Annotated in this window: 18 protein-coding genes; 4 read left to right on the forward strand and 14 right to left on the reverse strand. The window is 42.7% G+C overall.

All coding sequences use genetic code 11. From position 1 onward, the window contains the following. Positions 1-3,561, forward strand: coding sequence for a VCBS repeat-containing protein (locus tag R8P61_01295; protein ID MDW3645681.1), 3,561 nt, complete (start codon positions 1-3; stop codon positions 3,559-3,561). 140 nt (positions 3,562-3,701) lie between these two features. Here the strand turns inward: R8P61_01295 and lysM are convergent, their stop codons facing one another. Together lysM and R8P61_01305 are read right to left on the reverse strand one after the other, a co-directional pair. Further along, positions 3,702-4,160, reverse strand: coding sequence for a peptidoglycan-binding protein LysM (gene lysM, locus R8P61_01300; GenBank protein MDW3645682.1), 459 nt, complete (start codon positions 4,158-4,160; stop codon positions 3,702-3,704). 203 nt (positions 4,161-4,363) lie between these two features. Further along, a complete protein-coding gene (locus tag R8P61_01305; protein MDW3645683.1) occupies positions 4,364-4,690 on the reverse strand; it encodes a hypothetical protein in 327 nt (108 codons plus the stop codon). Between the two features lie 199 nt (positions 4,691-4,889). Here R8P61_01305 and R8P61_01310 point away from each other — a divergent pair, with 199 nt between their 5' ends. After that, a complete protein-coding gene (locus R8P61_01310; protein ID MDW3645684.1) occupies positions 4,890-5,978 on the forward strand; it encodes an adenylate/guanylate cyclase domain-containing protein in 1,089 nt (362 codons plus the stop codon). 53 nt (positions 5,979-6,031) lie between these two features. On the opposite strand, the gene R8P61_01315 is transcribed toward R8P61_01310, so the two are convergent. Next, entirely contained in the window at positions 6,032-7,021 is a 990-nt protein-coding gene (locus tag R8P61_01315; protein ID MDW3645685.1) for an AAA family ATPase, read from the reverse strand. An 82-nt stretch (positions 7,022-7,103) separates the two neighbouring features. Continuing rightward, positions 7,104-8,543, reverse strand: coding sequence for a pyridoxal-dependent decarboxylase (locus R8P61_01320; protein ID MDW3645686.1), 1,440 nt, complete (start codon positions 8,541-8,543; stop codon positions 7,104-7,106). 89 nt (positions 8,544-8,632) lie between these two features. Between R8P61_01320 and R8P61_01325 the strand changes: the two genes are divergently transcribed. Beyond that, a complete protein-coding gene (locus R8P61_01325) occupies positions 8,633-9,511 on the forward strand; it encodes a LysR family transcriptional regulator (protein ID MDW3645687.1) in 879 nt (292 codons plus the stop codon). A 157-nt stretch (positions 9,512-9,668) separates the two neighbouring features. On the opposite strand, the gene R8P61_01330 is transcribed toward R8P61_01325, so the two are convergent. From R8P61_01330 to R8P61_01370, 9 genes are all read right to left on the reverse strand, one after another. Beyond that, a complete protein-coding gene (locus R8P61_01330; protein ID MDW3645688.1) occupies positions 9,669-9,959 on the reverse strand; it encodes a hypothetical protein in 291 nt (96 codons plus the stop codon). Next, positions 9,940-10,188: a hypothetical protein gene (locus R8P61_01335; protein MDW3645689.1), complete on the reverse strand. Its 249-nt coding sequence runs from the start codon at positions 10,186-10,188 to the stop codon at positions 9,940-9,942. Before R8P61_01335 ends, R8P61_01330 begins: the two co-directional genes overlap by 20 nt. 258 nt (positions 10,189-10,446) lie before the next feature. Beyond that, the gene (locus R8P61_01340) at positions 10,447-10,962 is read right to left on the reverse strand and encodes a DUF1905 domain-containing protein (GenBank protein ID MDW3645690.1); all 516 of its coding nucleotides are present in this window, start codon (positions 10,960-10,962) and stop codon (positions 10,447-10,449) included. Positions 10,963-11,113: 151 nt separating this feature from the next. Continuing rightward, a complete protein-coding gene (locus R8P61_01345) occupies positions 11,114-12,580 on the reverse strand; it encodes a nicotinate phosphoribosyltransferase (GenBank protein ID MDW3645691.1) in 1,467 nt (488 codons plus the stop codon). A 10-nt stretch (positions 12,581-12,590) separates the two neighbouring features. Further along, positions 12,591-13,430, reverse strand: a complete 840-nt coding sequence (gene prs / locus R8P61_01350; protein ID MDW3645692.1) for a ribose-phosphate diphosphokinase — start codon at positions 13,428-13,430, stop codon at positions 12,591-12,593. Between the two features lie 314 nt (positions 13,431-13,744). Beyond that, positions 13,745-14,461, reverse strand: coding sequence for an NUDIX domain-containing protein (locus R8P61_01355; GenBank protein MDW3645693.1), 717 nt, complete (start codon positions 14,459-14,461; stop codon positions 13,745-13,747). A 76-nt stretch (positions 14,462-14,537) separates the two neighbouring features. Next, positions 14,538-16,718, reverse strand: coding sequence for a YCF48-related protein (locus R8P61_01360; protein ID MDW3645694.1), 2,181 nt, complete (start codon positions 16,716-16,718; stop codon positions 14,538-14,540). Between the two features lie 157 nt (positions 16,719-16,875). Further along, positions 16,876-17,370 (reverse strand): hypothetical protein, encoded by a 495-nt coding sequence (locus R8P61_01365; protein ID MDW3645695.1) that lies wholly within the window; start codon positions 17,368-17,370, stop codon positions 16,876-16,878. 5 nt (positions 17,371-17,375) lie between these two features. Then, on the reverse strand, positions 17,376-17,579 hold the full coding sequence (locus R8P61_01370) for a hypothetical protein (protein ID MDW3645696.1): 204 nt from the start codon (positions 17,577-17,579) through the stop codon (positions 17,376-17,378). A gap of 157 nt (positions 17,580-17,736) precedes the next feature. Between R8P61_01370 and R8P61_01375 the strand changes: the two genes are divergently transcribed. Continuing rightward, positions 17,737-18,897, forward strand: coding sequence for a mechanosensitive ion channel (locus R8P61_01375; GenBank protein MDW3645697.1), 1,161 nt, complete (start codon positions 17,737-17,739; stop codon positions 18,895-18,897). A 224-nt stretch (positions 18,898-19,121) separates the two neighbouring features. On the opposite strand, the gene R8P61_01380 is transcribed toward R8P61_01375, so the two are convergent. Next, positions 19,122-19,292 (reverse strand): hypothetical protein, encoded by a 171-nt coding sequence (locus R8P61_01380; GenBank protein ID MDW3645698.1) that lies wholly within the window; start codon positions 19,290-19,292, stop codon positions 19,122-19,124. Positions 19,293-19,596 lie beyond the last annotated feature (304 nt).

The raw sequence follows: 19,596 nt of genomic DNA on the forward strand, positions 1-19,596 counted from the left end.
ATGAATAGATGCTTAGGCATGCTGGGCCTTTGTTGCCTATTGCTGATGCAATCATGCGGAGAGGAAAGAGATACCTTATTTAGATTGGTCCCGCCTGATGAGTCGGGCATTCATTTTTCCAACCGCATCATCGAGTCTGATTCGATCAATGTGCTGGAAAATGAATATGTATACAATGGGGGAGGAGTGGCCCTGGCAGACTTTAATCAAGACGGTCTGCTCGATGTGTATATGAGCGGGAATATGGTAGAAAATGCCCTTTACCTGAATAAAGGAAATTTCGAATTTGAAAATATAACTGAGCAAGCCGGAGTCGGCAATGGCAGCAGGTGGTCATCGGGCGTGACCCTGGTCGATGTAAACCAGGACGGATGGACAGATATCCACGTGGCGGCTACCAATCGCCCCACAATCTCTCAAAGGAAAAATACCCTCTTTATCCATCAAGGACTCAATGAGGCAGGAGTTCCCACTTTCAAGGATATGGCTGCTGAATATGGACTGGCAGATACTTCACATACCACTCATGCAGCCTTTTTCGATTATGACAATGATGGCGATTTGGATGTCTTTCTGGCTGTCGATGCCATGATTGCCAATAAGCAGCCCAACAAATACAAGGAAAAGAACCTGAATGGTAGTACCAATCGCTACGACCGCCTGTATAGAAATGACCTTAGCGATTCTCTCGGACATCCCTTTTTTACAGAAGTTTCCCAAGAAGCAGGCATATTGATTGAAGGCTACAGCTTGGGATTAAACATCACGGATATCAATCGTGATGGATGGAAAGATATATTTGTTACCAATGATTATGTGAGCAATGATCTCATGTATATCAACAATGGCGATGGAACTTTCACCGATAAAGCCAGCGACTACTTCAAGCATACTTCACACTCTGCTATGGGAAATGATGTCATAGATATCAATTCTGATGGACGGGTTGATATTGTTTGTCTGGACATGTTGCCGGAAGATAATTATCGGAGAAAAACAATGTTGGGAGCCAATAATTATACAACCTATCTGAACAATAAGCGCTATGGATACGACTTTCAGTATGTGCGCAATACCTTTCAGCTAAATCAGGGAATCCTCCCAGAGTCCTCTGATCCAATATTTTCTGATGTAGCCATGTATGCAGGGATTTCTGCTACGGATTGGAGCTGGACCCCTTTGGTTGCTGACTTCGACAATGACGGTTATCGGGATATGATCATCACCAATGGCTTTCCCAAGGATGTTACGGATCGGGATTTTATTGATTATTGGTCGAGTGTGGAGGCTTATGCACCTCAGTCTTTGCTCTTGAGCAAGATTCCTTCTGTCAAGATCAGCAATTACGCCTATAGAAATGAGGGAGGGATAGAGTTTGAAGATGCTACCGATGACTGGGGCATTCGTATGGCTTCCTTTTCAAATGGTGCTGCCTATGGAGACCTAGACAATGATGGTGATCTGGATTACATCGTGAATAATATCGATGATTCTGCTTTCGTCTTCCAAAATCGACTCAATGATAGAGAAGGGCTGAAAAATCACTGGTTGAGAGTCGGCTTCGAAGGAAGTGAAAATAACAAAGAAGGAACTGGAGTGATCCTCGAAATACAGCACGGAGATATTAAGCAGCATTGGGAACATAATGTTTCTCGTGGCTACATCTCAAGTGTTGAGCCTTTTGCCCATTTTGGATTAGGCACTGATGAAAAAGTGGATAAGTTAAGCGTGATATGGCCTGATGGGAAAGTAGAAATCAAAGAAGGCATAGCAGCGGACCAGACCTTGGTATTGAATTATGAGGATGCTGAAATTCTCCCTGAGATTGAGAATCTGGATGAAGCCTCTACCTTATTTTCGGACATTACAGAGGACATTGGACTAGATTTTATCCATTCTGAATCAGATTATATCGATTTCAATGTGCAACCGATGTTGCCGCATAAACTCACCCAATATGGACCCGCGCTGGCGGTCAGCGATGTAAATGGAGACGGTTTACAGGATGTCTACATTGGCGGTTCCCATTTCAATAAAGGCCGCTTTGCCATTCAACAAGAAGATGGCAGCTTTTTGATGGAAGACCTGCTACCTGGACCTGATGGAGACAAGAAGCGACAAGAAGAATTGGGGGCATTGTTTTTCGATGCCGATAAAGATGGAGATGATGATTTGTATTTGGTGAGTGGAGGATATGAATTTAAAGGAGAGGATCCTTCTTATCAGGATCGCTTTTTTCGCAATGATGGAGGGAAATTCACTTTGCTGAAAGAAGCACTTCCTGCATTTTTGAGTAGTGGTTCTGCTGTAAAAGCGGCTGATTATGATGGGGATGGAGATTTTGATCTTTTTGTAGGAGGTCGGGTACATCCCTTTCATTACCCGATACCTGTTAGCAGCTATTTACTCAAAAATGATAGTGAGGACGGAAATATAAAGTTTAGCATAGATGAAAAGGCGGCTCCCATGCTCAAAGATATTGGATTGGTATGCGATGCCCTTTGGACTGATTTCGATAATAATGGGACTTTTGATCTATTATTGGCAGGGGAATGGATGCCTTTGACTTTTTTGAAAAATGAAGGAGGAAACTTTACAAATATTACGGAAGCTGCAGGATTTGGAGGAAAGAAAGGATGGTGGAATAGCCTCGCCGCCGGAGACTTTGATCGGGATGGAGATATAGACTATATCGCAGCCAATCAGGGAAACAATACCCTCTTTAAAACCAATAGCAACTATCCCATAAAGGCCTATGGGGCAGATTTTGATGGGAATAAAGGCTTCGATTTTGTACAGGCGAGTTGGTTTCCCAAAGATGGAAATGATAAAGAGCTGGTTGAAGTTCCTTACTTCAGTCGGATTGATTTTCAAAAACAAATGATCAAAGTCCGACAGGATTTTCCCTATCATGCTGAATTTGGATATGCCCGCATGTCGGATATTCTTCCTGCGGCAAATACTGCGAAAGATTATGTGGAGGTAGAAGCTAATTACCTCAAGACTAGTTTCATTGAGAATTTGGGGAATGGGAAATTTGACATTCGCCCGCTTCCCATGGAGACTCAATTGGCGCCTGTTTATGCTATGTTGATTGAAGACTTTGATGGAGACGCTTTGCTGGATGTTTTGATGGCCGGCAATGACTTTGGAACAGAGGTGGCCATGGGGCGTTCGGATGCTTTCAACGGACTTATGCTGAAAGGAGATGGCAAGGGAGGATTCAGAGCGCTGGAAATAAGCGAAAGCGGCTTCTACTTGCCCGGAGATGCAAAGGCATTGGTACGGTTTAGAGATGGAGAGGGAAATACACGCATCATGGCCAGCCAAAATTCTGATAAACTCAAAGTCTTTGCCCAAAGAGTAGCTGTGGATTATGTTGAATTAACGCCCTTTGAATTTTCGGGTTACTTCCATTTTCCAGATGGAACAAAGCAGGTCTGGGAATTGGGCTATGGGACAAGTTTCCTCAGTCAATCTTCAAGAGCTATACAGGTGCCCGAAGGAGTGAAAAGTGTGGAAATACATGATACGGAAGGGAATATCAGGCGGGTGGAGTAAAGATCAAGTGCATTATCAAATACATACTCAATTTAAGGTGATACGTGAACTTGACACTTTCATTTGAACTTTATTAGCTAAAAAATAAAAAAGCCTCTCCCATCCGGAAGAGGCTTTTTTTTTGGTGTTGTTTGCAATGCTTATCCCAGGTGTGGCAAGCGCAATACTTGTCCGGGATAGATCTTGTTTGGATCGCTCAACATAGGTTTGTTAGCTTCAAAGATCTCTGGGTATTTCATCGCATCTCCATAATGCCTTTTAGCGATCTTGGAAAGAGAGTCTCCACTAACTACTGTGTAGAATTGAGCTTCTGGCTCAGGTACTACAACTTCCATGCGGTCATCAACTCTGGCAATTCCTTCGATGTTTCCTACTGCGAGGATCAGTTTTTCCTTGGCTTCCTGAGACTGTACAGTTCCTCCGAGGATTACTGTATCATCATCGTCTCCAGTAAATTCGATAGTGAAGTCTTCGATACCTAGATCGAATTCAGCTACAAAATTGCGGATAGCTTGTTCTTTTTCTTCGCGCTTCTCAGCATCGGATTTGATGCCGAATAAAGACGCTCCAGCGTTTTTGACAAAATCAAAAAGTCCCATTAATTGAGGTGTTTTAATTAATTAGTGATTGGTAAATTTCGAATCGCGAATTATCGGATTCACTTATGTGACTGAACATACATTCAAAGGTCACGCATAAATAAAATAAAAAGCAAAAAGCCGTGCGGAAACACGGCTCATGCTTTCAATTATAATCAGGGTAAATTGTAATCTTTACACCCGGTCTTTAGATAAGAGCAGAATTAATTTCTGCTTTGAGCATCATTCTTTTGGCGGCGGATGCTTTTGTTGGCGCGGTTTTGCTTTCTGGAAATTACTTTGCGTTCCGCAGGAGTTACAATTCCATCTGCTTTGGCGCGCTTTTTTGTGCGATTGATATGTCTTTGTTGAGCTCTCAGGACTTTTGTTTCCTTACGGGTAAGCTCACCACTCCTGACTCCTTGTTTGATTCTTACTTGTTGCTTTACCTGTCTTTTACCTACTCTTGGAGTTGATTGAGCGAAAGAAGATTGACTGCTGAATACAAGTCCAAAGAAAAGCAGGGAGGTGAAAATGATCTTAAATTTCATGATACGTTCTGTGTTTGATGTAAAAGATATTATTTGTTGTTGTTGATAGTTTGACTATGAGGAGGGGCAAAGGTTTAATGTGGGATTAAAAAAAATGGTAATTTTTTCTACTTATGCTGTTTTGAGAAACTCAGCCTCCTTTTTGGTCGTTTTTTATAAAGAGAATCTGCTGGATTACCACTTTTTTATGCCCTAATTCATGAACGCAAGCAAAGCTATTAAACTGAAAAAGCAGTTAGAGAAAGTATTCTGGATAACCTTTTCCTGGGTGTTGATTTCCCTTTGGAGTTTTATGAACGGATACAATACCCTGAAACTCCTGAATTGTGATCTGGAAGGTATGGATCCTTCCCTGTATTTTTCCGGAAGCATACTCACAGGAGTTTTGGCCGGAGTATTTGGAGGGACAGTTATGGTATTTTTATGGGAAAGTTGGTTACGTATACTTACCTACGGGAGATCACTGTTCTTCATTTTTCTTTCTTTCTCCCTTGTATACCTGATGGTTTCTATTCCGACTAATTTGTACATGGCTACAAATTTATTGGATGCTTCCCTTTTCTCCACTGAGGTTTGGAATTGGGTCCTGGCAAATCATTTGAAATTTGAGTCCCTGGAGAACTACCTTTTTTGGCTGCTTGTCGTTCTGGTGACGCTCATTGTTCTGCAGGTCAACGATAAATACGGTCCCGGGGTATTTCGAGATTTCATACTGGGTAAGTATTTCCAACCAAAAAGGGAGGAGCGGATATTTATGTTTTTAGACCTGCGTTCCTCGACTTCTATTGCAGAAAAGCTGGGAGAAGCTCGCTACTTTAATTTTATCAATGATGTATTTAAGTATGCAACAGCCAGTATATTGAACACGCGAGGAGAAATCTACCAATATGTGGGAGATGAGATAGTGATCAGCTGGAAAGTGGAAAACGGAATAAGCAATGCCAATTGTTTACGCTGCTTTTTTGAAGTTCAGGAAGCTCTTCAGGCAAAAAAGAACTATTTCATGCAAACCTATGGTCAAGTCCCCGAATTTAAAGCTGGTTTGCATTATGGTCATGTGATGGCAGGGGAAATAGGACTCGTTAAACGAGACATTGCCTTTTCGGGAGATGTGCTGAATACTACTGCCCGGATTCAAGGGAAATGCAATGAATTAGGCGTAAATATTCTGCTGTCGAAATACCTGATCGATAAACTCTCTTCTTCGATTAAGGCTTTCAGCCCGCAAAAAATTGGAGACTTGTTATTAAAAGGGAAAGAAGAGAAAATGGTATTGTATACCGTATAATGAAAAAAGGCCGGAAGTACTTCCGGCCTTTTTTCTATTGTATTGATTGATTGCTAAGGCACCTCAACTACATCCAGAATCTTGGAAATGATCTGCTCTGTACTGATATTTTCTGCCTCCGCCTCATAGGTCAATCCGATTCTGTGTCGGAGTACATCATAACAAACCGCTCTCACATCTTCCGGAATCACATAGCCTCTTCTCTTAAGGAATGCATAAGCCTTGGATGCCAAAGCCAGGTTGATAGATGCACGTGGAGAACCTCCATAGCTGGTCAGGTTTGCTAACTCTTCCAGTTTATTATTTTTTGGATCACGGGTCGCAAAGACGATATCGAGAATGTATTGCTCGATCTTTTCGTCCATGTACACTTCCGCTACTGCCTTACGGGCTTCCATGATTTCAGAAATCTTTACTACAGGATTGATTTCTGTAGAACCTGGATTCACATTTTGGCGAATGATTAGCCTTTCTTCTTCTTTGCTTGGATAGCTAATTACACATTTTAGCATGAAACGGTCTACCTGTGCTTCTGGAAGAGGATAAGTACCTTCTTGCTCAATCGGGTTTTGAGTCGCCAGAACCAGAAAGGGCCTTTCAAGTATAAAGGTCTCTTCCCCAATCGTAACTTGTTTTTCCTGCATGGCTTCCAGCAAGGCACTCTGTACTTTGGCTGGAGAACGGTTGATCTCATCTGCCAGGACAAAATTGGCGAAGATGGGCCCTTTCTTTACCGAAAACTCATTGGTTTTCTGATTGTAGATCATGGTACCCAAAACATCAGCAGGGAGTAGATCCGGGGTAAACTGAATACGACTAAATTTTCCCGCAACAGTTTTTGAAAGAGATTTGATCGCCAGGGTTTTTGCAAGTCCGGGAACACCCTCCAATAAGATATGTCCTCCTGATAATAATCCCAGTAGAAGTCTTTCGATCATATAGGATTGACCTATAATGGCCTTTTTGACCTCCATATTGAGCAAGTCTACAAATGCACTTTTTTCCTGAATTTTCTCGTTAATGGCTCGGATGTCCGCTTGCATATATTGTTGTTGATTTTTGCTGTCGAAAATTTTTGCGGAGCAAAAATAAAGGATTTTCTCGAATGAAGCGAATGGGCAAATGTTAATATTCCGTTAAAGCAAGGGCCTCAATTTCATCCAATAATGCCACGAGATCTGATTCCTGTGTAAGGGGATTCATAAGTGCTGTTCGCAGGTATTTTGTCCCCCCTATGCTGGTTTGCACAATGTAAAACTCTCCTTTTTCCATGAGAGAAAGGCGAAGAGAAGCATTGAGCTCATTGAGATCAGCATGAGTATTGGCTACAAATCTGAAATTGACAATATTCGCTTCTGGCTCTATTGCCAATTCAAAAGACTCACGTTCTCTGATCAGAGCTGCAAAGCTCCTCGCCAAATAAAAGCATCTATCTATGTTTTCTTCAAATATCTCTTCTCCATAGGTCCGAAGAATGATATAAGGTTTGATCGACATCATTAGTTTGGTACACTCGAAACTTCTTTTACCGGAGTGATACCATTCGGGACTTTGTTGAGAATCCCAGAGATATTGCGCTTTTTGTTGAAAGGTCTTGTAAGAATCCGCTCCTCTTTGAAAAATCAGGGCTGTATTGAGAGAAGGAGTCATCATCATTTTGTGAAAATCGATGACCACTGAATCAGCCTGCTCGATTCCTTTCGCCAAATGCCTGTACTTTTTAGAAACAACTACCGAACCTCCATGCGCACCATCCACATGAAACCAAAGATTATTTCTCTTTGCGAAAGCTCCCATACTTTCCAAATCATCATAAGAGCCCGTTGCTGTAGAAGAGGCGCATCCAATTAAGGCGATAACGGTATATCCTTTTTCCTGTGCAGTAAGGAGATATTTGTCGAGAAGGTCTGTCCTTATTTTAAAATTCTCGTCGATGGGCACTTTGATGATGCCTTCACTACCCAGTCCCAGTATCCTTGCTGCCCGATCTATGCAATAGTGCGCTTCCTCTGAGACCAGCACAGCCAGTTTAGACGAATGTCCCTCTTCCCAGACATTAGTGTCTGCTTTGGCATTTCTCGCAGCTAAAAGGGCCGTTAGATTGGCCAGGGAGCCTCCCGAGGTCAAAAAACCGGCAGATTCTCTAGAGTATCCTATTTTCCGGGCCAAAAACTCAATCATGATTCGCTCTATGGCATTTGAGGCCATACCCATTTCGTATACTCCGGTTCCATTGCTGGAAATGTCAGTCAAAAAACCTGCGAGACTAGAGATAAGGGCAGGAACGGCTACCTGATGGCCCAGATATCGAGGCTGATGAACTTTGATAGAATGATCCAGGACTTTTTGAAAGAACTCCAGGGGATCACTTCCCTGCTCTTTATCTGATTCCCAAAACTTCAATTCATCTTCCGGTTTTTGATAGGGGAGTACGACAGGATCTTTTTGGGAAATACTTTCCTCCAATTGATCAGCAATCATATCCACTACCTGATGTCCAAGTTTGCGGAAACTATCTACATCATAAGCTTCTGCTAAACGGGAAGATGTTTGAAGAGAATTCATCTGTTTATCTGCTTTTAGGATAAATGTAGGAGAGAGTTTTTATAATAAAAAATGTTTAATTATCATGTATTAATAAGAAAAATGCATTAATGAATATCACTCAATTGCAAAATGCACTGGTACTGGCCCGCACGCTTCACTTCACCAAAGCGGCTGAGGAAGTAAATATTGTACAGCCGGCTTTGAGTCGGCAGATCCAGCAATTAGAAGAAGAATTAAACGCGGATTTGTTTCGGAGAAATAAGCGGAATGTAGAGTTGACGGCTGCTGGGACCTATTTTTTCCGGGAAGCAGAAAAAATCCTCAATGAATTGGAGCGAGTTTCAAAGCGAGCTTCTCAAATCTGTAAAGGAGAAGCCGGGGAAATACGTATTGGCTATACCCATTCCGTGATGCAGTCCATTTTGCCAGATTTTCTCAAGGAAATTCCCTTGAAGTTTCCCGGCATGAAAGCCATCCTGAAAGAAATGAATAATCGGGATCAGTACCTGGCTTTGAACATGAATGAATTGGAATTGGGCTTTGCTACCAATCCTTTGGTGCCTACGCATCTGAGAAGTAAAGTCATGCATGTAGATCCTTTCGTTGTTTTACTTCCTCCTTCTCATCCTCTCGATCAGCGCAACTACAAAGATTTCTCTATGCTGGCAGATGAGCCTTTTATTTTTCCTTCAACGGAAGACGGTCCCAATTACGTCCGCATTATCGAATCCATCTGCATGGATGCCGGTTTTCAACCCAATATTATACATGAAACAGATTCGGCCAGTACGAGCTTTCGCCTGGTAGAAGCAGGTATGGGAGTAGCCATAGAACCTTTGAGTTCCCTGAGAGGACAGGCTTTACACATAAAACATATCCTGCTAAATGATATTCCTCAGCGAGCCAATCTGACGATGATGTGGCAGCCTGCTTTTGAGGGAGAATATCCAGGGGTATTTGAGATGTTGAGGAATCTGCCTGTTTGACCCTTAACCCCTCCGCGCGGACCAACCTCCCCTTATTCCAGGGAATAAGGGGAGGAGCGCCGGTCCGGATTCACAAAAATTGCCGCATGTGCGTTGTTTCCCTTTTTCCCCACGAAAAAAGGAAAGGGGGGATGTGGAGAAGAGTTCAAAAGAAGTTTCATTTCCAATTTTGACGACTATCATATACCTCGTATACAATAACTTTTTCCCCTTCAAGCGAATAGAGAATAATCGACTGAGGTTGTTTCAATATTGCTCGCCGGATTTTTTCTTCAGAGGTGCCCAGGTACTGCCATTTCCCAGGATATTCCTGAATATCTTCCAAGCAATCCCAAAGAGCCTCAAGAAAATCGGAACCCTTTCCTTTTCTCGAGTTTTCATGAAATGTAAAAATGGCTTCTATCTGTTCAACAGCTAAATCAGATAGACTAAGCTTGTTTCCGGGCATTAAGTTTTGCTTTGGCTTCTTTAAGACTTATCGTCTTCATTTCACCTGAAAGCACCTTAGACCGGGTAATAAGTGCATGCTTGAGCAATTCCTGTTCAACTTCCGGAGAAAGTGGACTACCTTCTTCCGTTTCCAGCAAAGCCGCGGAAATATCTTTGATCAGCATGAGACACTCCTCTTTAGAAAGGCCTGCAGCAAGCTCAAGGATTTGAAGGTAATTTTTGCTCATGTTTCAATATACGATTTTAAAGGGAGAAAGATTATCTAATTGTAGAGGAACCCCTCGGCGCAGGCAAAGCTCCCCTTTTCGTTGAAAAATGGGAAGAGTGCAGGTCAGGCAGCTTAGAAATTGCCGCATGCAAGTTATTTCCATTTTTCCCCACGAAAAAGGGAAAGGGGGCTTGTGTGGAAGGGTTCAAAATAACCCATTTGGCCAGCGGGCGCATTCCCATTTCAAGGGGAATGGAGATTGCGTGATGAGGTCAATTCAGATCTTCCGAAACCTTCGAATAAATTCATTCATCTCCTTAAAATCCACCTTTCCACGAGCGCCTTTCAGGTACTCCGTAATCGCCAAAGCCTTATTGAGTCGAATCGCCGAAGTTTTAGGTTTTCCGATCATGAAGAGCAGACTTCTTTGTTTTCCCGGAGTCAAGGCATGAAAAAGTTTATCAGCCTCAGGATCTTGCTGGAGCAAAACCTCCATCTCTTCCGGCATGGGCAGTCCGTATTTGCTTTCATCGGGCCAAAGCTCCATCTCGATGCTGTCTCCAATTTCTAAGTGGAATTTTGTGCGGATTTCTTTATTAATATTGATGAAATAGCGTCCGTCTCCTTTAGGCATAAGAGCACAGGAAAATTCATGCTCCTCATTGATTTGGCAGACCAATCGTTTGATGTCTTTCCCCAGAAAAAATTCACTCACCTCCTCTGGAACCATACAGTGAAATCCCCACAAGGGAGAATTAAATTTGTTGAGCACCGCTTTGAAAGACTTTTTCATCAGGAAAAAATTGAGCCATAAATTTACACATAAGAAGACTACCCAGTCCACTCCATCTTTTGCAGAATAATTGGAGTTTGTGGGTAGTCGGGCTAATACCCGGATTTATGTATCCGAAAGCATGAGCATTTACACAATTGAACACAATGTCTTAGCTGGTGACTTTCTTTTTGTTTTTGAGCCTGTCGCGGATATCGGAGAGTTTTTCATCCAACAAAAGCTTCCCATCCTCAAAGACTTTGCGCATCGCTCCTCCTTCTTCTTTCCAGCTCACTTGTTCTTTCAGGATAAAACCTTCCTCAGTCTCTTCAACTCGTAGAAGTCCTTTTGCAGATTTCTTGGTTCCATTGTCGGTAACAGGATCTTTGAAAATTTCTCTTCCTTTCCCTTCAACCTCCCCATAGGTAGCCTTCATGGCAAATCCAAAAGTATCGCGAGTATTGTATTGGTAGGTGAAAGAGCCGATACCCAATACTACATTGGTTGATGCAAATCCTTTGGCTTTGAGTCGGGCGCAAATATGCTCTGCCCGCTCCAGGGTAATAGAGTCTCCATAGATAGCCCCAATATGAGGATCGAGTTCTTTGAAGCCTTTCTCATTTACAGTCCCTCCGAAAATGTCCCAAAGCCTTTCAATCACGCCTTTCATTTCACTTTCGCGACTAGCCTGAGGATCGCCACACAGGATGTCAGCAGGATCTCCGCTATCCGGACGTATGACCAATTTTCCCTCTCTCGCCAGGACTTCCGTTTTTAGGGCAGGTAAATATTCGTCCAATACCTTCCATAAATCCCAGGTATCAGAAACCACGGATACCATACCTCCGGGATATACCTCTGTGATCAGTCGCCTGAATGTTTCCATCTCGCCGGCATGACTTCCCATTGACATTACAGAGTGTTCTGTCGCAGCTATGGACCCTCCGACGATATCCAAATCACTGTCAGCCTGATAATAGCTCTCCAAAAAATCTATGGCTGGCAGGGTATCAGTTCCTGTAAAGGATAGAAGATGGCCCGCGGCACTCATCATGGCTGCTTCCAGGCCTGCCATGCCTCGCATGGAGAAGTCATGTCCCTGCCAATCGACAAATTCGGGGATGGAAGAAGTCTCGGCTGCATAGCGATCGAGTATCTCCCGATATTTTTTGGCTAGGGTAGCAGAAGTACAGGGCAACCATACGGTTGTAGAAAGCAAAGTCTCGAAATAATTGGTCAGCCAGAAAAACTCTGGCAAAGTATTGTAGAGCACAAACATGGGAACTTTGACAGGAACAGAGCTGCCTTCTGGCAAAGCTTTGATGCAGATCGGGAGGTATCCCAGATCGTGTAGTGCTCCTATGTGTTCTATGCCTACCTGATTTTCGCCCAGGTAGTTGTTTACCCTTCTGGCATAGGTATACAGAATTTCATGCTTAGGTTTTTTGAAGAAATTTTGTTCAAATTCTTCGAGCAAATATTTTTTGATGAAGTATTGCAGGCCAAAGAATACGACTTCCTGTATATCATTCCTACGGCTTTTTCTTGCCGTCCAGTTTGAATAAACAACTTCCGTTTGAGCAGGGTATTGTCTTCTGTGATCGAGTTTATATCCGTCTGTAAGCGTAAGTGGATTCATGATTTTTTGATTAAAATGATAGCTTGATTTGTTGTAGAAAAGGGCCTTCCTGAAAGTCTCGGATAGAGTTGGTGGTAAAGACTTGTTTGAATTGTGTTTTCAAGGGAGCAAGACCTCTGCTGAAAATTCCGTGAGAAACTGCGAGATAGAGATTAGCTGCCTGTTTTTCTCTAAGCTTTTCGGCCAGGCCGAGGAAGGTGCCCCCTCCGTCGCAAATGTCATCAACGATTAGACAGGCTTTGTTCTGGAGATCTTCAGCATAAACGATGAAGTCCGATAATTTACCCGTGCGTGGATCTCTTTTCTTGGAGCATTCGACTACGGTCAATCCTCCCAGTTTTGCCGCCAGTTTGTGAATTTTTTTTGAGGCTCCAGCGTCCGGAGCAATAAGGATGACCTCTTCCTTGATTCTATTCAGGACTTCCTGAACAAAGGAACTATTGTCTATGCTTTTACAATTGTCGATCAAGGCTGGTGTAACCTCTGAATGAGGATCGAAAATGATGATACGGTTGAGCTGTAGAGAATTGAGGATGTCTGCATAGACTTTTACAGAAAGGGCTTCCCCCCTGATCATCACTCGGTCTTGCCTTGCCCCTGGAAAATAGGGAATGAAGAGGTCGATGGCAGCTACATCCATTCTTTTCAGGGCATCGATGGCCATAAGCAATAGACCAAAATCCTCAAAGGAATTGACTCGCTGACTGATCAATACCGATTCTTTCATCGAAAGGGGAGCATGGATTTTTATGTGAGGTTCACCTCCAGAGAAGGTCAGGGCATCAAAATCAAGTAAACTTGTTTGTTGATCCTGAAAGGGACTAAAGTTTTGAGATAGATTTAAATGCATTTTGCGTATTGTTTACACAAATATACGCGAATATGGTTGTTGGGTTTTGTTATTTGTGTAAAAAATACACAAATAAAATGCAATTGCCTGATTGTCAGCTAGAATTTTTTTTAAAATAGGGGAGGCCAGATTAGAGTATGAGTTGAAAGAGAAGGTTAGCTGGTTAAAATACAGGAACCCCTGTTATCCTGAGTTTGCAAAAGACTTTAGGCTTAACCTATCTGACTTTTCATTTTAGGGTAGTAGAAAGGAAATAACTTGAAGGATTTAGGTCTCTCGACGGAGCTCGGGATGACAGAGAAGGTAACAGAAACCTACCTCCCCTGAGCCATTTTGATATCAAAATGAAAACCTTTGGATTCGAATTCCCGGTATTTCTTTTTGTTGAATTTGTAGAGCTTACCAGGACGGCCACGACCTTCACTGATGATTTTTTCCGTTTCCTCTACAAATTTGAAACTCAATATCTTTTTGCGGAAGTTTCTGCGATCGATCTCATTTCCAAGAATGGTCATGTAGAGATTTTCGAGATCGGAAAAGGGGAATTCTTTTTTTAGGAGGTTGAAGCCGATGGGTTGGTAGTGGATTTTTGCCTGGAGGCGATCCAAGGCTACTTGCATGATCTTGCTGTGATCATAGGCAAGCTTTGGAAGTTTGTTTATACTAAACCATCTGGCATCAGAGGCATCGGTATCTGCTTTGAGGCGGAGGCCTTTGGGATTGACCAATGCGAAATAACTCACACTGATCACTCGCCCTCTGGGATCGCGGTCGAGTTGATCCCCAAAGGTGTACAACTGTTCGAGGTAATCGACCTTAATTCCACTTTCTTCTTTGATCTCTCGCTGAATGGCGTCCATGAGAGATTCATCGGGCAGCATAAATCCTCCGGGCAGGGACCAGATATCCTTAAAGGGACCAAACTTCTGCTTGATCAGGAGTACGAATAATTCTTTGGACTCATAGCCAAAAACAACTCCATCAACTGCAACATTGATCTTATGCCATAAGGTATTTCCGTTCTCTTGCATTACCTACAAATATATAGGCATTCCGCTAAAGAACAAGAAGGCGCCCTGCATGAAGCTACAAGACGCCTTTATTTTCTCACTTTATGATCATTTTCTGAATAAATGCTTTTTCATTCACCCGTAATTGATAGAGGTATATTCCGGGACTGAGTGGTGGGACTTCCCAATCATATTCATATTCGCCTGCCTGCATATCCTGATCAATTAATCGATATAATTCTTTTCCCTGTAGATCATAAATTCTTAAGGAAACAAAGGATTTAGTGGGTATGCTAAAAGGAATCCTCGTCTGGTCCATTGAGACTGGATTTGGATAATTTTGGCCTAATAAGCTAAAGGAAGAGGGCAAGCCTGTCAACTCTTCAATCCCTACACTCATATTTTCTCCATCGCTTCGTAAGATCGTTCCAACTTCTCCGACCAGCCAGCCATTTACAGAATCTCTCATATGCATGCCCCAAATTTGTCCATTAAAGGGGCTGTATTGTTGTGTCCAGTTGCTTCCTCCGTCCGAAGAGTAGAAAATGCTTCCGCCAAATCCAACGGCTGTTACAAAGACATTAGAGAAACCTGCATTTTTATTTCGACCTCGCTGGAGAAATAGGTCGGTGAAATCTATGCTAATATTTCTGGGTGAAATATTTTCCCAGGTCTGACCTGCATCCCCTGTACGGAGAATCACGCCTTTATTCCCCGCTGCCATACCTATACTATCATCCAGAAATGAGACGGAAGTCAGCCATTCCTGGGTGCCGCTATTTTGAGGAGTCCAGCTATTGCCTGAGTCTTTAGTTCTCAAAATTCTTCCTATTCCTCCCACAACAAAAGCACAGGAGTCATTGGGCATGCTTACATCCAGCAGCCATTCATTGACATTGCTATTCTTTTTGCTCCAGTTCTTGCCACCATTTTTGGTACAGTAGATTATCCCATTTAATCCAACAGCTGTCCCATTGAGAGAATCGGAAAAGGTAATGCCGAATAATTTGAAAGGGGAGGGAATAGGTTGAGGAGTCCAGCTTAAGCCACTATCAGAGGATAAAAAAATACGGGCTGAATCTCCAAATGTTCCTCCAGCTGCCCAGAATTGGGTTGTTGGAGAATTCTCGGTAGTACCGATTGCTTCAAAAGGATCGATCGTTCCCGCATTGATGGAATTCCAGGCTTCTCCTCCATCTGAAGTACGAAGAATAGATCCAAACCTTCCGACGGCGATTCCAAAAGAATCATCCAGAAAGGCGACATCATTGAGTTGGGGAAAGAATCCATTTTGGAGCGTACTAAAAGTTGTGCCGCCATCATCTGTTCTAAACATGCCTCCAAAACCTCCGCCAAAGTATCCCCTCGTACTATCAGGGAAAATTACTGTATTAATATCTCTATTGATGGGGCTGACGATTTGGGTCCAGCTGTCTCCGCAATTATTGGTCCTCAGGAGTACCCCTCCTGGTCCCGTAGCAAATCCATCATCATCTGTGAAGAACCAGACATCTTTTAGAGCTACAGTTACAGGGAAAATGGGGGTATTCCAGCTGCTCCCGCCATTGGTGGTGCTGACGATCGTGCCTCGATTTCCGACGAGGACAGCTTTCGCAGGATTTTTTTTCGGAATAAAAACCGAATTGAAGGAGAAATTGGCAAGATTGGGATCTTGTCCAAAGGGGCTAAAACTTATACCTGAGTCTGAAGTCGTTATGATAGGAGGCCCACCAAATGGCGGAAAGGAATCTCCGACGATCATCCCAAAGTCAGGGCTTGGAAAAAAGACATCATTGAGATTGGAGCCTAAGCCAGGAAAGGGCTGATAAGCCCAATTTTCGCCCCCATCAAATGAACGCAGAATTGTTCCTGAATCTCCAACAGCAATGATGATGTCTTTGGTCAGAATATCTACCCCATTGAGATCTTCCCCTCTTCCACTTATGAGTTTTCTCCAGCTTTCTCCGCAATCCGTAGTTTTAATAATAACTCCATCTGCCCCAACTGCATAAGCGGTATCCGGGCCAAAGGAAGCTATGGCAAGCAGATTCCCCCGTATGCCTGTATTGATCCTTTTCCAACTCTGTCCTCCATCTGTACTTTTTAAAACAGTGCCGGCATCACCCACCATCATAATGACATCTTTAGAAGGACTTTCACTGTCATTGATTCGATTGCCTGAGGGAAAAGGGTTTTGCCAACGCCAGTTTTGTTGGGCTGGTAAGGAGAAAGAATATGTAAGTAGAAAACTGATGCAGAGGTAAGCTATTCGTTTCATCTCTTGTGATATTAAGGTGTATTAGGGCTCTGCTGACGAAAGTCGTGCAAAAGCCCTTTACCTTCAATCACTCAGATGAGGGATTTTTCAGGGGGAATGAAGAAGAATTTATGAAAAAGGGATTCTCTGCAGAATGGAATTACCCCATTTGGGGGACTTAGGCCTTAGCAGGCATGGCAAAATTCTTTTCCCATTGCGCTCGATTTTTATAAAAGATAAAACCACCAATAGCCATAACAATTCCTGTACCTATACCTACCATACCAAAAAAAGGAGTTTCGGGAATCCTAACCATACTTTCGGCAACAAAAGCTCCATATAATCCCATCACCGACCAGTACATAAATCCAATATGCAGATTGATCCAGCCAGGATTATGTCTGAAGAAAAAAGCAGGGATCATACCGGCTAATAAGGTTAGACTACTTATAACGGCAGCAATATGAAAAAGGCCAAATCCCCCAAATAGGCGATAGATCATAAATGCTGTAGCTACCACACCGACCATCGAAAGGCAATACAGATAGCCTATTTGCTTATGTCTTTTTGTTCCTTTCTTCATGGCGAAAACCAGGGTTCCGCTAATCACAGAAATGAGGGATACAATCAGATGTATCAAGCCAATATTGTCATGGGTAAGGTGTGAGAGCATTTTTTTCAGGATTTGGAATTGTGCCTCAGCTTTTCAAGTTGGAGAAATAAGATACCGATGCAAGCAGCAATTAAGGAATAAAATAAAATGAGGGCATCCAAATCTTCTGTGGGGATTTTCAGGCAGAGGAAAAAACCGATCAGCATACTGAATCCTGACACAATGCCTATGAAGACATAAAGGGGACCGAGTTTTTGGATATTCTTCATGAGTGTTTTCAATATGTGTTAAAGAGTTTTGACAAAAAGAAAGGGTTGGAATTGAAGGAAAATTTGTGGCGGGATTTTGGACCTTGGAAACTTGCTGATGTCTTTAAAACAGGAGATGTAGATTTTCCGTATTTTGGAACGGTAAAGCCAATATAAGATGGATCAATTCAGATCATTTGTGGAGTATGTACTCATTAGCTATGAAGGCTATGAACTCAAAGTTGCGCAAGTACTTTGGGTGATTGGGATCGTATTGGGTACCTGGATTTTGCTGCGGTTTGGGAAATGGTTTATGAAAGGGCGTTTTCTGCTGGTTCGGAAACTGGCAGCTTCCTCAAAGGCAAGGCATAGAGGATTGTGGGCTTATCGCATTTTTCTGGTTGGGGGAGCGATTTTATTAGGCTTAGATGTCTTGGGGATTAAACTCAGCGAATTGCTGAATTTTACGGTACTACCTCTGGGAAATGAGAAAAGTATTCGGGTCGGGAATGTGATCTTCGGGATAGTTCTCCTTTTACTCACCCGTTATCTGGTTACTAATTTCCATCGCTTTTTTATTGAGCAAGGGAAAGCAAAACGCCTGACCATGGATCAGGGACGACGGATGGCCATCTATCAGATTTTCCAATACCTGGCTTACCTTCTGGCAGTAATCGTTATTATTTCCTCTTTGGATGTGGACCTGAGAGCGATCCTTGTGGGCTCCGCTGCCTTGTTTGTGGGTTTGGGTCTGGCCTTGCAAAATACGTTTGCAGATATCCTGAGTGGGGTCTTGATCCTGTTTGATGGAACCATAGAGGTAGGAGATTGGCTAGTGATTAAAGGAAGAAATATAGAAGGAGAAGTAAAGGAAATCCGCTTGCGAACTACTATAATAGAAACCCTGGATTCTTCCAGTATCATTGTTCCCAATCGCATGTTTTCCGATTCTGATATCCTCAACTGGAGTTATAATGATAGAGAAACGCGTTTTTCAGTTGATGTAGGAGTGGCTTATGGATCTAATCTACAGCAGGTTCGAAAAGTTCTGAAATCCTGTGCCGAAAATCATGGACGGGTCATGAAAAACCCGGAACCCAAAGTTCTATTTATCAATTTTGGAGAATCTTCTCTGGATTTCCAATTGGTCTATTGGCTGGAGGATTTCAAGGACCATCAAAGCGTCGAAAGTGATATCCGCTTTATGATCGATTCTGATTTCCGCAGGAACAACATAACGATACCTTTTCCACAAAGAGACCTTCATATCATTACCGATGCGACTTTGCCGGAGGAATTGATAGAGGTGCAGGAAGAGGAAGAGCGGAAGATTCCGTAAGATGTTAGGGAGGTGTTTTAGTGTTATAGTGCGGAAGTTAGCTGCTTTTAACTATAACACAGCCGGACTACAACACTTCAGAATATCCCAACAAAAAACTCCCCATCTTAGAAAGGGAGTTTAGGGCATTATAGACATCATGGTGTTTGCACTGGGGCTTGCGCCCTGGATTACATATGCTTGTTTGTAAATTCTTCTGCTTGGAGGGGAAAGGATGGAGATAGCTAGAAGCTATCTCCTATAGGGTCCTCCAAATCAAAATCCAATTCTTCCAGATCATCTGTGTAGAAATTTTCTACTTCCAGGAGATCGACCTCAAAGGCTTCCGCAAAGTCTTGTTGCAGTGCCTCCTTGAGGCTTTTTGTCTTTTTCGTCTTTTGGTCTTGATCTTTCATAAGAGCAGAGCTAAGATTGTTTAGAGCTTAGGCTAATGGCGGTGTTGTTTGTTGCAAGGACCGAAATCTGTGTTTGTTGGGTCTGTTAAAAAAGGGTCTGTGTGTGTTTGCATTCATTTGTGTGTACGCCCACACCCTCCCCACGTTACCCTGAAATGCATAAGCGTGTAAGCTGGGTGAGTATGTGTGGGAAGTGAATGATTGTTTGTGTAAGGAAAAAGTGCTAGTGTATTAGGGTGTTAGTGTGTTTGAGTTTTGGTTTTTAGGGATATCTGCTAAATTTTTATATTGTACATCTTCGCTA

This window comes from Bacteroidia bacterium, assembly GCA_033391075.1.
Taxonomy (GTDB): Bacteria; Bacteroidota; Bacteroidia; order J057; family J057; genus JAWPMV01.